Below are 13,864 nucleotides of genomic sequence, written 5' to 3' on the forward strand. Positions count from 1 at the left end.
ACCACTCGGCCCGAGTCGTGACATCATGTCGCGACTCGGGCCGGAGGCCGGGCGGGGGCCGGATGGGGTGAGCGGCGTCAGGCGCCGGCGGCGGGGACGAGCTCGCGGGGCGGAGCCACCGTGTCGGCCGCGGGGGCGACCTTCGCGGCGGCGGCCTTCGCCCGGGGCTTGGCAGGCGTCGAGGCGGCGGCCGGCGCAGGCGCCGGGACGGCGACCGGGAGTGCCGGGAACGTCGGGATGGGCGCGGTCTCGGCCGGGCCGGCGTTCGTGGCGAACTCCTTCAGCCACGGCAGGAGCTCCGGACCGAGATCCTCCCGGGCGACCGCCATCTGCACGATCGCCTTCAGGTAGTCGAGCCGATCGCCGGTGTCGTACCGGCGCCCGCGGAAGATGACGCCGTGCACGCCGCCCGTCCACGCGGGAGCGGTCGCGAGGCCCTCGAGCGCATCCGTCAGCTGGATCTCGCCGCCCTTGCCCGGCTCCGTCTTCTCCAGGATGTCGAAGATCTCCGGCCGCAGGACGTACCGCCCGATGACCGCGTAGTTCGACGGCGCGTTCTCACGGCTGGGCTTCTCGACCAGTCCGGTGATGCGCACCACGTCCTCGTCATCGGTCTCCACCACCGCGGCGGCGCCGTAGAGGTGGATGGACTCCGGCGGCACCTCCATCAGCGCGACGACCGTCGTGTTGAGCGCGTGCTGCACCTCCAGCATGCGGGAGAGCAGCGGGTCGCGGGCGTCGATGATGTCGTCGCCGAGGAGCACGGCGAACGGCTCGTGCCCGATATGCATCTTGGCGCGGAGCACCGCGTGGCCGAGGCCCTTCGGGTCGCCCTGGCGCACGTAGTGCATGTCGGCGAGGGAGGTGGAGTAGCTGACCTTGAGGAGCTTGTCGCGGTCGCCCTTCTTCTCGAGGGCGTCCTCCAGCTCGGCATTGCGGTCGAAGTGGTTCTCAAGCGCGTTCTTGTTGCGTCCGGTGATGAGGAGCACGTCGTTGAGGCCGGAGGTGACGGCCTCCTCGACGACGTACTGGATGGCCGGCTTGTCGACCACCGGGAGCATCTCCTTCGGCATGGCCTTGGTCGCGGGCAGGAAGCGGGTCCCCAATCCCGCCGCGGGGATGACGGCCTTCGTCACGTAACTGGTCACGGTCTTCTCCTTGCAGTGGGGTGCCGAGGTGCTCGTAGGTGTCGCCGACACGCGGTGCGGGAGCGCACCTGCGAGCACCTCGGCGAAGAGGGATGGGTCAGCGGACGGGGGCGAGAGCGGCGAGGTCGTCGGCCAGCGGGGCCAGCTCGGGAACGGTGCCCATCGCGAGGACGCTCCAGCCGGCGCGGTTCCACGCGGCGGCGTCGAGGCAGTTGCGACCGTCGATGACTGTCCGGCCCCGGACCAGCTCACGCAGACCCGCCGGGTCGGCGGTCGTGAACTCGTCCCACTCTGTCAGCACGACCGTCAGGTCGGCTCCGGTCAGCGCCTCCTCCATCGAGTCGGCGTAGCCGAGGGTCGGATAGAGCCGCTGGGCGGTCTCGCGGGCCTGCGGGTCGTAGACGACGACCTGCGCACCGCGCAGGTGCAGCGCCGCCGCCACGTTGAGCGCCGGCGAGTCGCGGACGTCGTCCGTGTGCGGCTTGAATGCGGCGCCCAGCACGCCGATGCGGCGGTTGAGCACCGAACCGCCGAGCGCCTTCAGCGCGAGGTCGATCACGCGCTGGCGGCGGCCCATGTTGATCTCGTCCACCTGCTGGAGCAGGCCGACCGCCGCGTGGGCGCCCAGCTCGTTCGAGCGGTACATGAGAGCACGGATGTCCTTCGGCAAGCAGCCTCCGCCGAAGCCGAGGCCGGCGTTGAGGAACTGGCGGCCGATCCGCACATCGTGGCCGAGGGCGTCCGCGAGCAGCGAGACGTCCGCCCCGGCTGCGTCGCACACCTCGGCGATCGCGTTGATGAACGAGATCTTCGTGGCGAGGAAGGCATTGGCGCTGACCTTGACGAGCTCGGCCGTCGGCAGGTCGGCCACGAGGACCGGGCAGCCCTCGGAGATCGGCTTCTCGTAGATGCGTCGGAGGGTGGCCTCCGCCTTCGCGGAGGTTCCGCCGAACACGAGGCGATCGGGCGAGAGGGTGTCGTCCACCGCCTTGCCTTCGCGCAGGAACTCGGGGTTCCAGACGAGCTCGACATCGATCCCTGCGGGTACGGCGTCCGCGACGATCGCACGGAGCCGCGCGCCCGTCCCGACCGGAACCGTCGACTTGCCCACGATGAGCCCGTCGTGCGTCAGGTTCTCTGCGATCCCGCGAGCTGCGGCCTCCACGTAGGAGAGGTTCGCCGCGAAGGAGCCGGACTGCTGAGGCGTCCCGACGCAGATGAAGTGCACGTCGGAGACGGCGACGGCCTCGGCGAGGTCGGTCGTGAACGTGAGGCGTCCGGCGGCGACGTTCCGGCGGATGAGCTCGGGCAGGCCGGGCTCGAAGAACGGCGCGCGTCCCTCCTTGAGCTCCTCGACCTTGCGCGGGTCGGTGTCGACGCCGACGACGTCGAAGCCGAGCTCGGCCATGGCGGCCGCGTGGGTGGCGCCGAGGTAGCCGGTGCCGATCACGCTGATGCGGGGAGCGGGCTGGTCCTTGGACTTCTTGGGAGCGGTCATGACGATCGTCCTTTCTGGTGGTCAGGGAGCGGGAGTGAGGGCGAAGTCGTCCTCGGGTCTGGTGAGGCCGGTGATGAAGGCGGAGAGAGAGTCCGCCCGGGAGTCGATGCGCCAGTCGTTGGTGGCGCGGACGCCTTCGACGTAGCTGGTCACCGCGAGGTTGAACCACGAGAAGCCGATGATGTCGTCGTTCTCCGGTTTGGCGAGGGCCTCGAAGAAGGATGTGATCCAGGTGGCCTTGTGTCCTTCCGTCTCCGACGCACCGACCTCGGCGAGCATGATCGGCTTGCTCGTGATCGAGCGCAGCTTGTCGAGGCTCGCCTTGAACGTGTAGTCGAAGCTGAAGTCGTTGTCGGCCTTGTAGGGCGGCCGAAGGTAGCCGGAGAGCCCCACCCAGTCGACGTACCCGTCACCGGGGTACAGCGACTCGAGGTAGCCGGGAACCTTGTGGGAGGCGGGGAGGTTGTTGACGATGTTCGGCGCCCAGACCCACACGACCAGGTTGTTGGCGCCCTCCTGCTGGAAGATGTCGTGGACGTGCCGCCACATCTTCACGTAGTCGCCCGCGCTGTTGCCGTTGATCGAATTGCCCTGGCCGTCTGTCTCCGCCCACGGGTACCAGATGCCGTTCATCTCGTGGTCGAGGCGGATCCCCAGCGGGAGGCCGGTGGCGACGATGTCCTTGGCGTACTGGTGCAGGTAGGCGTCGAAGTCCCCGCGGATGATGTTCGGCAGCGAGTACGCCGGCTCGTCGACGGTGTCGTTGCCTGCATCGATCGGACGCGACTCCCAGGTCATCATCGGCATCCGGCCCTGCTGCCAGGAGCGCGTGACGGCGTTGGCGCGGAAGGTCTCATCCCAGCCGCTGAAGTAGCCGACCAGGTTGGGCGAGACGCCGACCTTCGCGCTCGTGGAGTCGAAGGTCGCCCAGTTGAACGGCGCCTGCTCGGTGTACATGCCGTAGAAGCGCTTGGCGGGGTTCACCAGGTCGGCGCGGGCGGGAGCGGTGATCGGCGCAGCGGCGTTCCCGCCGGACGAACCGGAGCCATGGTTTCCCGCGGCCGTCGAGCCCGACGTCGAGCCGGAGGTGCCCTTGGCCTGGGCGGCGGACAGCTGCGCCTTCACGCTCGCGAGCTGGCTCTCGGCCGCCGCGGCCTTCTGCTGGGCGGTCGCGAGCTGCTTGGCCGCGGCCGCCTGGGCGGCGAGGGTCGCCTTCTGCAGCGCAGTCAGCTTGCCCTTCTGGGAGGCGATCGTCTCGGTCGCCCTGTCGAGGTTGCGCTTCAGCTCGGCGTTCTGGGCGGCGAAGGGCGTGACCACTTCGGCGGCCTGGTCGACGGCCTTGCGGAGGGGGGCGCCGGTCGGCGACACCCAGACGTAGGCCGAGATCCCGACCAGCACGGCAGTGAGGACGATGGCCGCGGCGGCGGTCGCCTGCGAGCGGGACTTGGACTGGGACCACCAGGCGGCGGTCCGGGTGGGGGCGGTCTGGTCAGACAAGGAAGAGAGCCTCCAGGGTCAGGATCGCGATTCCGATCAGGTACGGGATGGCGGCGAGCGGGTTGAGCCGGCGGCGGACGGCCTTCCGCGGGGCAGGGGCCTGGGTGGCGGCCTTGACCTCGGCCCGCGTCGCGAGCTGGGTGCGGGTGGCCAAGGCCGTCGCGGTGGTCATGCCGCCGACGGCGTCGGGCAGCCCGTGGGATGCAGGGGTGCCCGTCGGGCCGGCTCCGGAGGAGTGCTGCGCGATCTCCTCCTCGGAGCTGATCTCGGCGGGACCGCCGGCGTAGGCACCGGCGCGGGTGCCCCATCCACTGGCGTGCGCCATCCGGAAGAACCCGATCAGGCGGATCGGCATGAGGAAGAACGTCGACACGATGATGAAGACCGGCAGGCGGAAGAAGTCGCTGGGCTTCTCGGAGAGGTGGCGGATCTGCCGGATGGACATGCTGATCACCGAGGAGGCGACCATCAAGGCCACGACGGTGAGGATGCCGCCCTCGATCCCGTAGGACTTCAGGAAGCCCTCGTAGAAGTTGTAGCCGCCGCCGGTGATCGAGCGGTAGATCCAGCCGCCGATGACGCCGGCCAGCATGAACGGAAGGATGATGTCCATCACGAAGAAGAACGCCAGCACCGGAGCGTGCCCGAGCATCCACGGGAGCATGCGGAGGGTGTTGTACTGGCTGCCGCGCGCCCAGCGGAGCTGTTGCTTGAAGAGCTTCTTCACCTTCAGCGGGGCGTCGGTGTAGACGAGGCTGGTGTGCTGGTAGACGGTGCGGTAGCCCTCCTTCAGCGTCAGGTTCGTCAGCGTCCGGTCGTCGGAGACTTCGAGGAAGACGCCGAGGAACTTCTCGGTCATGAACTTGTCCATGACCCGCATCAGGATCGAGCGGCGGAAGGCGATGGTCCGGCCGGGGAGGCAGCCGATCTGGCCGACGGCGCTCTGCGCGGGCATCGAGTAGAGGGCCCGCGAGTTCTCCAGCCAGTCCGCCCAGCGGGTGATCCAGCTGCGGGTGGGCTCCAGGATGCGCTGCTTGGTGGTCACGCCGCCGACGCGGTCGTCCGCGAACGGCTTGACGAGCTCCGACAGCGTGCCCTCTGTCCAGATCGTGTCCGAGTCGACGAGGACGGTGATCTCGCCTGTCGACATCTTGGTGCCGATCATTACGGCGTTCCGCTTGCCGGGGATGGGCGTGTGGACCCAGCGCACCAGCGGTGCAAACTCCTCGCACACCTCGGCGAGCTCGGGGTTGGGGGCGCCGTTGATGACGACGATGATCTCGCCCGGCTTCTGCTCGACCATGCGGCCGAGGACGTCGCGGAAGAGGTCGAGGGGCTCGTCGACGACGGGCACGACGACACTGGTCGTGCCGTGGAACTCGCCGGTGTAGCCCCGGTAGCGACGGGACATGAGCACTTTGACGATCCAGATGACCCAGATCAGCGCCGAATAGATCGCGAAGAGGTAGAACTCGGGATGCCCGCCCAGCATGTGGCGGAGCTGCAACAGGAAGATGAACACGGACGGGACCTCTCACGGTGGGGTGGGGGTGCGGCATCCACAGCACTGGGGATCTGGTCGGGTTCGGGTGTGCTCAGTTCTACGTGGGGTCACGGGGCCCCCGCAAGTGGGGGTGGAACGGGCATCCTCAGCGTGTCGCGGCGTCCCCCTCCCTGCGGTGTCCGCAGACACGCGGACACCCGGAGAGGCGCCTGGAACGCGGCTGATACCGCTGGGGGTGCGGAGGAGACGGGCCGGTCAGGGCGGAGAAATGCCTTGCCATCGGCTTCACCCCAGGGTGAAGCGCGGCACGCCCGGGATGCTCGAATCTTGTACCCCGGAAGAGGGTCCTTGGGGGACTCTGTGAATGTTACGAACTTTTACACGTGCGACATGTGCCGTTCACACGGAACGCCCGTCGGCACATCTGCGCCGACGGGCGTTCGCCCCCTGTCTTCCCCGATTCAGTCGCGCCGCAGCTCCCTGCCGTGGACGGTCACCGCGTAGATGATGAGGAGGTCGATCGTCACCATCGCGATCGACCACCAGGGCTGCGCCGGGAACGCGATCAGCTGCCCGATGGCGTGCAGAGCCGCAATGAAGACGGCGAAGATACGGGCCCACAGCGCTCCGCGCATGAGGGAGAGGCCGGCGATCAGCATCAGCAGCCCGAGCACGATCGACCACCAGCCCCACGCCGTGAGACTGAAGGTCTGGATGCCCGACGACGAGACGAAGTAGCCGGTCGACGGGCCGAACAGGGCGACGATCCCGTAGAACACATCGAGGATCGCGGCGATGAGCAGGAGCACGGCCGCGAACAGCGCCCACCCCACCCATCCGGAACGGACTTGCATCTCGGACATCGCATCCACCTCTCGGTCTGGACCACCCAACCTGCGGTCGAGCACAGCATCCCGTGCACGGAGTCGTCGCGGATAGACAGCGGGAATTTCCCCGAATCCGATGCGTTTACATGCGTATAGCCAGGCAATGGAGCCGGTAGACCCCCACGCAACCACCCCGGAGGAGTTCCATGTCCATCGCCGAAGCAGCCGCCCGCGCCGCCGACACGTCCGCGCCCCTGCTCCCCACGCTCGCCGAGCGCTGGAGCCCCCGGGCATTCGACCCGACCATCGAGGTCGACGACGTCACACTCCGTTCCGCCCTCGAGGCGGCACGCTGGTCGCCGTCGGCGGCCAACACCCAGCCGTGGCGCTTCATCGTCGCCCGGCGCGGCACCGCCGCCTTCGACACGATCGTCGCCAACCTGGCCGGCTTCAACACCGTCTGGGCCGGCTCAGCAGCCGTGCTGATCGTCGCCGCCGCCGAGGTGGTCGACGAACAGGGCGCCGAGCGTCGCTGGGCGACCTACGACCTCGGTCAGGCCGTCGCGCACCTGACCATCCAGGCGCACCACGACGGACTCCACGCCCACCAGATGGGCGGATTCGACGCCGCCGCGCTGCAGGAGGCCTTCGGTCTGGGCGAGCGCTTCGTCCCCGTCTCCGTCACCGCGCTGGGCGTCCTCGGAGACGCCGAGTCGCTCCCCGAGCCGCTGCGGACCCGCGAGGCCGCGCCGCGCACCCGCCGGCCGCTCGACGAGATCGCCGAGCTGCACGGCTGATCCGCACAGGACACCGACACGGCGCCCGCCGGGATGCTCATCCCCGGCGGGCGCCGTCGTGTTTCTTGGGAACGCCGCCGCTACGGGCGCACGAGCGTCTTGATCGCGCGGCGCTCGTCCATCGCCGCGTACGCCTCGGCGATGTCGGTCAGCGGGACCTCGAGGTCGAACACCCGACCGGGCTCGATGGCCCCCGACCAGACGTCCTGCAGCAGATCCTCCACGTAGTTCCGCACGGGGGCGACGCCGCCGTTGACGCCGATGTTGCTCTGGAACAGCGGGCGGACGGGCAGCTCCGGGCCGCCGTTCGGCACGCCGACGTAGCCGACCATGCCGCCGGGACGGGCCGACCGGATGGCCTGGTCCATCGACTCCTTCGTTCCGACGGCCTCGAGCACGCAGTCCGCGCCGATCCCGTCGAACAGCTCCTTCACCGCCGCGACCCCGGCGTCTCCGCGCTCGGCGACGATGTCGGTCGCGCCGAACTCGCGCGCCAGCGCCTGACGGGTCTCGTGCCGCGACATCGCCACGATCCGCGACGCGCCCAGGCGGGCGGAGGCGAGGACGGCGCACAGCCCGACCGCTCCGTCGCCGACGACGACGACCGTGCTTCCCTCGGTGACCCCGGCCGAGACCGCGGCGTGGTGGCCGGTGCCCATCACATCCGACAGGGTCAGCAGGCTCGGGATGAGCTCGGCGCGCGGGTACTCGGGGGTGGCGACCAGCGAGCCGTCGGCGTGCGGCACGCGGACGTACTCGCCCTGGCCGCCGTCCGCGAAGCCGCCGATGCGGTCCTCCGAACCCCACCAGCCGCCGTGCAGACACGAGGTGCTGACGCCGTTGCGGCAGTTCACGCAGGTCATGTCGCAGTCGTAGAAGGGCGCGATGACGAAGTCGCCCGGACGGATGGTGCGGACGTTCTCACCCACCTCCTCGACGACTCCGACGAACTCGTGGCCGATCCGGCGCGGTTCGTTCGTGGGGGTCACACCGCGATACGGCCACAGGTCGCTGCCGCAGACGCAGGCGGCGACGACGCGGACAACGGCGTCGAGGCCGTCGGAACCGGAGCCGGTGTAGAGGGTGGGGGTGGGGACGTCTTCGAGGCGCACATCGCGCTCTCCGTGGATGACAGCAGCACGCATGCTTCGAGCCTACGCGCACGAAGGCCCCCTCCCGATCGCCCGATCGGGAGGGGGCCTTCGTCGCGCCGGACTACTCGCGGACGGCCTCGACCGTCAGGTGGTCGGCCTCGCGATCCAGATCCACCCGGACCAGGTCGCCGTCGCGCACCTCCCCGGCCAGCAGCGCCGTGGCGAGACGGTCCTCGATCTCGCGCTGCATCAGCCGGCGGAGCGGACGGGCGCCGTAGATGGGGTCGTACCCGCGCTCGGCGAGCCAGGCCCGCGCATCCGGGGTGACCGCGAGCTCCAGCCGCCGCTCGGTGAGGCGCTGCATCAGGTGGTCGATGCCCAGCTCGACGATCTCGCCCAGCTCCTCCTGCGTGAGCGCGGAGAACACGACGATGTCGTCGAGGCGGTTCACGAACTCCGGCTTGAACGCCTGCCGCACCATCTGCAGCACGGCCTCCTCGCGCTCGGTCGGGGTCAGCGTCGGGTCGACGAGGTACTGGCTGCCGAGGTTCGAGGTGAGCACCAGGATGGTGTTGCGGAAGTCGACCGTGCGGCCCTGGCCGTCGGTCAGCCGGCCGTCGTCGAGCACCTGCAGCAGAACGTCGAAGACCTCGGGATGCGCCTTCTCGACCTCGTCGAGCAGGATCACCGAGTACGGACGCCGGCGAACGGCCTCCGTCAGCTGACCGCCCTGCTCGTAGCCGACGTACCCGGGAGGCGCACCGACCAGACGCGAGACGGAGAACTTCTCGCCGTACTCGCTCATGTCGATGCGGACCATGGCCTTCTCGTCGTCGAACAGGAACGCGGCGAGCGCCTTCGCCAGCTCCGTCTTGCCGACACCGGTCGGCCCGAGGAACAGGAAGGAGCCGGTCGGCCGGCTGGGGTCGGAGATGCCGGCGCGCGTGCGGCGCACCGCATCCGCCACCGCCTGCACGGCCTTCTTCTGGCCGATGATGCGGCGGCCCAGCTCGTGCTCGAGGTTGAGCAGCTTCTCGGTCTCGCCCTGGGTGAGGCGGTCGACCGGGATGCCGGTCCACGCCGCGACCACGGCGGCGATGTCGTCGGCCGTGACCTGCTCGTTCACCATGCGCGGGTGCTCGTGCTCGGCCTGCTCGGCCTCCGCGAGCTCCCGCTCGATGCCCGGGATGGTCTCGTACTCGATGCGCGAGGCCTCCTGGTAGCGGCCGTCGCGCAGCGCGACGTCACGCCGGGTCTTGGCCTCCTCCAGCTGCGACCGGAGCTCGCCGACGCGGTTCAGGGACGCCTTCTCGGCACGCCACCTGGCCTGCAGCTCCTCCAGCTCGTCCTCCTGCTGGCGCAGACGCTCGCGGAGCTGGGCGAGGCGCTCCTTGCTGGCGTCGTCCTTCTCCTTCTTGAGGGCGAACTCCTCCAGCTTCATGCGCTCGACCTGGCGCTGCAGGGTGTCGATCTCGACCGGGGCCGAGTCGATCTCCATCTTCAGGCGGGACGCGGCCTCGTCGATCAGGTCGATCGCCTTGTCCGGCAGCTGCCGGGCGGTGATGTACCGGTTCGAGAGGGATGCCGCGGCCACCAGGGCGGAGTCCTCGATGGTCACGCCGTGGTGCGCCTCGTAGCGGCCCTTCAGCCCGCGAAGGATCGCGACGGTGTCCTCCACCGACGGCTCGCCGACGTAGACCTGCTGGAACCGGCGCTCGAGGGCCGCATCCTTCTCGATGAACTCGCGGTACTCGTTGAGCGTCGTCGCACCGATCAGCCGCAGCTCACCGCGGGCGAGCATGGGCTTCAGCATGTTGGAGGCCGCGACGGACCCCTCCCCGCCGCCGGCGCCCATCAGGATGTGCAGCTCGTCGACGAAGGTGATGATCTGGCCCTCGGCGTCGTTGATCTCCTTGAGGACGGCCTTCAGCCGCTCCTCGAATTGGCCGCGGTACATCGCGCCCGCGACGAGCGCCGACAGGTCGAGCGCGACCAGCTGCTTCCCCTTGAGGGAGTCGGCCACATCCCCCGCGACGATGCGCTGGGCGAGGCCTTCGACGACCGCGGTCTTTCCGACGCCGGGCTCGCCGATGAGCACGGGGTTGTTCTTGGTGCGCCGGGTCAGCACCTGGCTGACGCGACGGATCTCGGCATCCCGCCCGATGACCGGGTCGAGCTTGCCGCTCTTGGCGATCTCCGTGAGGTTCACGCCGTACTGTTCGAGAGCGCTCTTCGCCTCCTCCTGAGTGGAGGGCGCACCCTGCATGTTCGCCATGTGGTTCCTTTCCCATTTCTCTGTGGGCAAACTTGAGTCTACTAGGCTCAACTTTATTCCGGGAGGGGTAATTCCCGGATCCGCGGGCGAATTCGGCCGACGTGGAACTCCATCCAGGGGCTTGCTTCGACGGAGACGTACTCTATTGGTATGTCGGATGCAATGACCTACGACTTCACGCTCCTTCACGGAGATACGGCTGCGGCACTGTCGCAGATCCTTCCGCTGCTGCTCCTCGCCCTCATCGTCGAGGTGCGGAGAGCGCGGCCCGGTTGGTGCCGCCGCACCCGGACGCGGGCGATGATCACGTGCTTCCTGCTCTGCTTCGGCGTGATCGAGACCCTGTTCGTCGTCTCGATCGACGGGTCGCTCCTGCCCTACCGGTGGAGCGACCTGCTCGCAGCGCTCAGCATCTTCGTGCTCCTCGCCATCCTCTGCGTGTTCGCGCTCTCGAACCCGTGGAGCGAGACCCGGGCCGAACCGCCTCCGCGCGGCTCCCACGAGGAGCGGTAGCCTGTCGCCATGGTGGATCCGGCCGACCTGCGCGTGGTGCTGATGGACAGCCAGACGGCCGCGACACTCGCGCAGGTGCTGCCGCTGCTGCTGCTGACGCTGATGGTGGAGCTGCGACGGGTGGAGGTGCACCGCCGCGGGCACAACATCCGGACCACCCGCGTGCTGCTCGGACTCTTCTTCATCGCGTTCGGCGTCGTCGAGACGGTGTTCGTGCTCTCGATCGACGGTGCGCTCATCCCGTTCACCTGGAGCGATCTCATCTCGGCCCTCAGCATCTTCGCCCTTCTGGCGCTGCTGTTCGTGCTGTCGCTGCTCGACTCGCCGTCGCGCCGCAAGCACGACGAGGCCTGAGAGCGGTGCGCACCCGGGCGTCAGCGCGCGCTCAGCGGCGCACCCGGTAGCGCAGGTGCAGCACGCCGTCCCCCTGGATGACCTCCTCCGGTCCCTCCAGCAGCTGCGGCCCGCGGACGGACCCGAAGTACCGCTTGCCTGACCCGAGCACAACCGGCGCGACCTCCATCCGCACCTCGTCGATCAGCCCGGCGGCCAGCGCCTGACCGCCGACGTCCCCGGCGGCGACCTCGACGACACGGTCGCCCGCGAGCTCCTGGGCGGCACGCATGGCGGCTTCGATGCCGTCGACGAACGAGAATGGCGCTTCGGGGAACCAGCCTTCCGGCCGGCCGCGGTGGGTCACCACGACCACGTGCTCGACGCCGGCGGGCGGCGTCCCCTCCCAGCCGTCCGTCGTGTCGAAGACGTGGCGCCCGACGATCGTCACGCCGATCTCATCCCAGTACGGGCGGACGTAGTCATAGGACTCCCGCGACACCTTCAGCACGCCTCCGTCGTCCAGCGGAACATCGCCGTTCAGCAGCCAGTCGAACAGCGGGCCGGGCTGGTCGTCCTCGTCGGCGATGAAGCCGTCGAGCGACACCGACCCGTACAACACCGTCCTCCCCACAGGACCACCTCCTCGTTTGGTGCCCCACGCTAGCGGGTCGGCACGATCCGTACTGGTAGTGGCGCTACCGGTAGTGCTACTATCACCAACGTGCTCATCACCGAACTCGCCGAACGCTCCGCCACTCCCGCCGCCACGATCAAGTACTACGTGCGGGAAGGGCTCCTGCCCGCTGGGGAACGAGTGGGAGGCAACCGCACCCTCTACGGCGAGGAGCACGAGCGCCGGCTACGCCTGATCCGCGCCATGCTCGAGGTCGGCAAGCTCTCGATCGCCTCGGTCAAGAGCATCCTCGCCGTACTGGATGAGCCGGGCGCCCCCATCGCCCACACCTTCGACGTCGCCCAGCAGGCGCTCTCGCGGTCCGCCGTCCCCGACGTCGCCGACCCCACCCCCGAGGCTCTCGCGCGGGTGGATGCGGTGGCCGCCCGCGCCGGGTGGGCCGACTGCGACGACAACATCGGCCGCGAGATCGCCGCGCGCGTCATCGACGCGTTCGCCGGCGCGGGGTATCCGCTGCCGGACGACTACCTCGACCGCTACGCGGCGGCGGCGCGCATCCACGCCGAGGCCGATCTGGGCGCGGTCGCCGTCCTGCCGGACCCGTCGCGCATGACCGAGCTCATGGTGATCGGCACCGTGCTCGGCGACACCCTCTCCCTCGGCCTGCGTCGCATGGCCCAAGCCGTCGTCACCGAAGAAAGAAGAAGAAGCTCATGAAGGCCGTCTTCGCCTGGCACCGTCCGCTGATGACGGTGGCCGCCCTGATGATCGTCAGCACGATCGTCTGCCTCGTCGGGCTGCTGGTCGACCCGCGCCAGATCACCGGAGTGGACGCGTGGGCCAAGCCGCTCAAGTTCTCGCTGTCCATCCTGCTGTACAGCGTGACCTGGGCCTGGCTGATCGCCAACCTGCCGCGATGGCGCCGGATCACCCACGCCGCGGGGACGGTCGTCGCCGTCGCCCTCATCGTCGAGCAGGTGCTGATCGTCGGCGCCGCTGCCGCGGGGACGACCAGCCACTTCAACGTCTCGAGCCCGCTCGCGAGCGCGATCTGGGGAGTCATGGCGATCTCCATCACCACGCTCTACGTGTGCACGTTCGTCACGACGATCGCGGTGTTCTTCCTCCGGCTGAGCACCCGGTCGACGACGATCGCCGTGCGCGTCGGCGCGGTGATCGCGCTGGCCGGGCTGGGGCTCGCGTACCTGATGACCGGGCCGACCGCGGCGCAGCTGGCCGGCTTCCGCGGCATCGTCGGGGCGCACACGGTCGGCCTGGCCGACGGAGGGCCCGGCCTCCCCGTGCTCGGCTGGAGCACGGTCGGCGGCGACCTCCGCATCCCGCACTTCATCGGGATGCAGGCGCTGCAGCTGCTCCCGCTGTTCGCCGTGCTGCTCGGGTGGGCGGGACGTCGCTGGCGTCCACTGGCCGACGACCGCGTGCGCACGCGCCTCGTGGTCGTGGCGACCGTCGCCTACGCGGCAGGGCTCGCGCTCGTCACCGTGCAGGCGCTCGCGGGTCAGTCGATCGTCCGCCCCGATGGCGTCTTCCTCGCCGCGGGCTGGGCCGTCGTCCTCGCGGCGCTCGTGGCCGCCGCCGCCATCCTCACCTTCCGCCCGCGTCCCATCCCGTCCCCCTCCCTCGCCCACGCCTAACCCCCCACCGTCGAGTACGCACAAATTGCACGCTCCCGGCTCCGGGGACGTGCAATTTGTGCGTACTCGACGGGGGCGGGTCGGGG

General features: G+C 69.5%; 13 protein-coding genes. 5 read left to right on the forward strand and 8 right to left on the reverse strand.

The features are described from left to right. Window positions 1–77 precede the first annotated feature (77 nt). The 5 genes from galU to BJ963_RS12025 all read right to left on the reverse strand — a co-directional run bounded on the left by galU (window position 78) and on the right by BJ963_RS12025 (window position 6,510). Window positions 78–1,148: a UTP--glucose-1-phosphate uridylyltransferase GalU gene (gene galU, locus BJ963_RS12005; RefSeq protein ID WP_089907478.1), complete on the reverse strand. Its 1,071-nt coding sequence runs from the start codon at window positions 1,146–1,148 to the stop codon at window positions 78–80. Between the two features lie 97 nt (window positions 1,149–1,245). Then, window positions 1,246–2,646: a UDP-glucose dehydrogenase family protein gene (locus tag BJ963_RS12010; RefSeq protein WP_179456873.1), complete on the reverse strand. Its 1,401-nt coding sequence runs from the start codon at window positions 2,644–2,646 to the stop codon at window positions 1,246–1,248. 21 nt (window positions 2,647–2,667) lie between these two features. Beyond that, window positions 2,668–4,143, reverse strand: a complete 1,476-nt coding sequence (locus tag BJ963_RS12015; RefSeq protein ID WP_179456874.1) for a glycoside hydrolase family 26 protein — start codon at window positions 4,141–4,143, stop codon at window positions 2,668–2,670. Further along, complete coding sequence (locus BJ963_RS12020) at window positions 4,136–5,665, reverse strand: glycosyltransferase (RefSeq protein WP_179456876.1); 1,530 nt, start codon at window positions 5,663–5,665, stop codon at window positions 4,136–4,138. Before BJ963_RS12020 ends, BJ963_RS12015 begins: the two co-directional genes overlap by 8 nt. Before the next feature lie 443 nt (window positions 5,666–6,108). Next, a complete protein-coding gene (locus BJ963_RS12025) occupies window positions 6,109–6,510 on the reverse strand; it encodes a DUF7144 family membrane protein (RefSeq protein WP_179456878.1) in 402 nt (133 codons plus the stop codon). Between the two features lie 170 nt (window positions 6,511–6,680). On the opposite strand from BJ963_RS12025, the gene BJ963_RS12030 reads away from it, so the two are divergent. After that, window positions 6,681–7,271 carry a nitroreductase family protein gene (locus BJ963_RS12030; RefSeq protein WP_179456879.1) on the forward strand — a complete coding sequence of 197 codons (591 nt, stop codon included), beginning with the start codon at window positions 6,681–6,683 and terminating at the stop codon, window positions 7,269–7,271. A gap of 80 nt (window positions 7,272–7,351) precedes the next feature. On the opposite strand, the gene BJ963_RS12035 is transcribed toward BJ963_RS12030, so the two are convergent. Both BJ963_RS12035 and BJ963_RS12040 read right to left on the reverse strand, forming a co-directional pair. Further along, window positions 7,352–8,416, reverse strand: a complete 1,065-nt coding sequence (locus BJ963_RS12035) for a zinc-dependent alcohol dehydrogenase family protein (RefSeq protein ID WP_179456881.1) — start codon at window positions 8,414–8,416, stop codon at window positions 7,352–7,354. A 70-nt stretch (window positions 8,417–8,486) separates the two neighbouring features. After that, the gene (locus BJ963_RS12040) at window positions 8,487–10,640 is read right to left on the reverse strand and encodes an ATP-dependent Clp protease ATP-binding subunit (protein WP_179456883.1); all 2,154 of its coding nucleotides are present in this window, start codon (window positions 10,638–10,640) and stop codon (window positions 8,487–8,489) included. A gap of 150 nt (window positions 10,641–10,790) precedes the next feature. On the opposite strand from BJ963_RS12040, the gene BJ963_RS12045 reads away from it, so the two are divergent. Further along, window positions 10,791–11,153 carry a hypothetical protein gene (locus tag BJ963_RS12045; RefSeq protein ID WP_218857071.1) on the forward strand — a complete coding sequence of 121 codons (363 nt, stop codon included), beginning with the start codon at window positions 10,791–10,793 and terminating at the stop codon, window positions 11,151–11,153. A gap of 9 nt (window positions 11,154–11,162) precedes the next feature. Then, window positions 11,163–11,507, forward strand: coding sequence for a hypothetical protein (locus BJ963_RS12050; protein WP_179456885.1), 345 nt, complete (start codon window positions 11,163–11,165; stop codon window positions 11,505–11,507). Window positions 11,508–11,538: 31 nt separating this feature from the next. Here BJ963_RS12050 and BJ963_RS12055 read toward each other — a convergent pair whose 3' ends face one another. Then, on the reverse strand, window positions 11,539–12,120 hold the full coding sequence (locus tag BJ963_RS12055; protein ID WP_179456887.1) for a dihydrofolate reductase family protein: 582 nt from the start codon (window positions 12,118–12,120) through the stop codon (window positions 11,539–11,541). Between the two features lie 90 nt (window positions 12,121–12,210). On the opposite strand from BJ963_RS12055, the gene BJ963_RS12060 reads away from it, so the two are divergent. After that, a complete protein-coding gene (locus BJ963_RS12060) occupies window positions 12,211–12,840 on the forward strand; it encodes a MerR family transcriptional regulator (protein WP_179456889.1) in 630 nt (209 codons plus the stop codon). After that, on the forward strand, window positions 12,837–13,778 hold the full coding sequence (locus BJ963_RS12065) for a hypothetical protein (protein WP_179456891.1): 942 nt from the start codon (window positions 12,837–12,839) through the stop codon (window positions 13,776–13,778). Before BJ963_RS12060 ends, BJ963_RS12065 begins: the two co-directional genes overlap by 4 nt. The last annotated feature ends 86 nt before the right edge of the window (window positions 13,779–13,864 follow it).

The organism is Leifsonia soli, from assembly GCF_013408745.1.
In the GTDB taxonomy this organism is placed as follows: domain Bacteria; phylum Actinomycetota; class Actinomycetes; order Actinomycetales; family Microbacteriaceae; genus Leifsonia; species Leifsonia soli.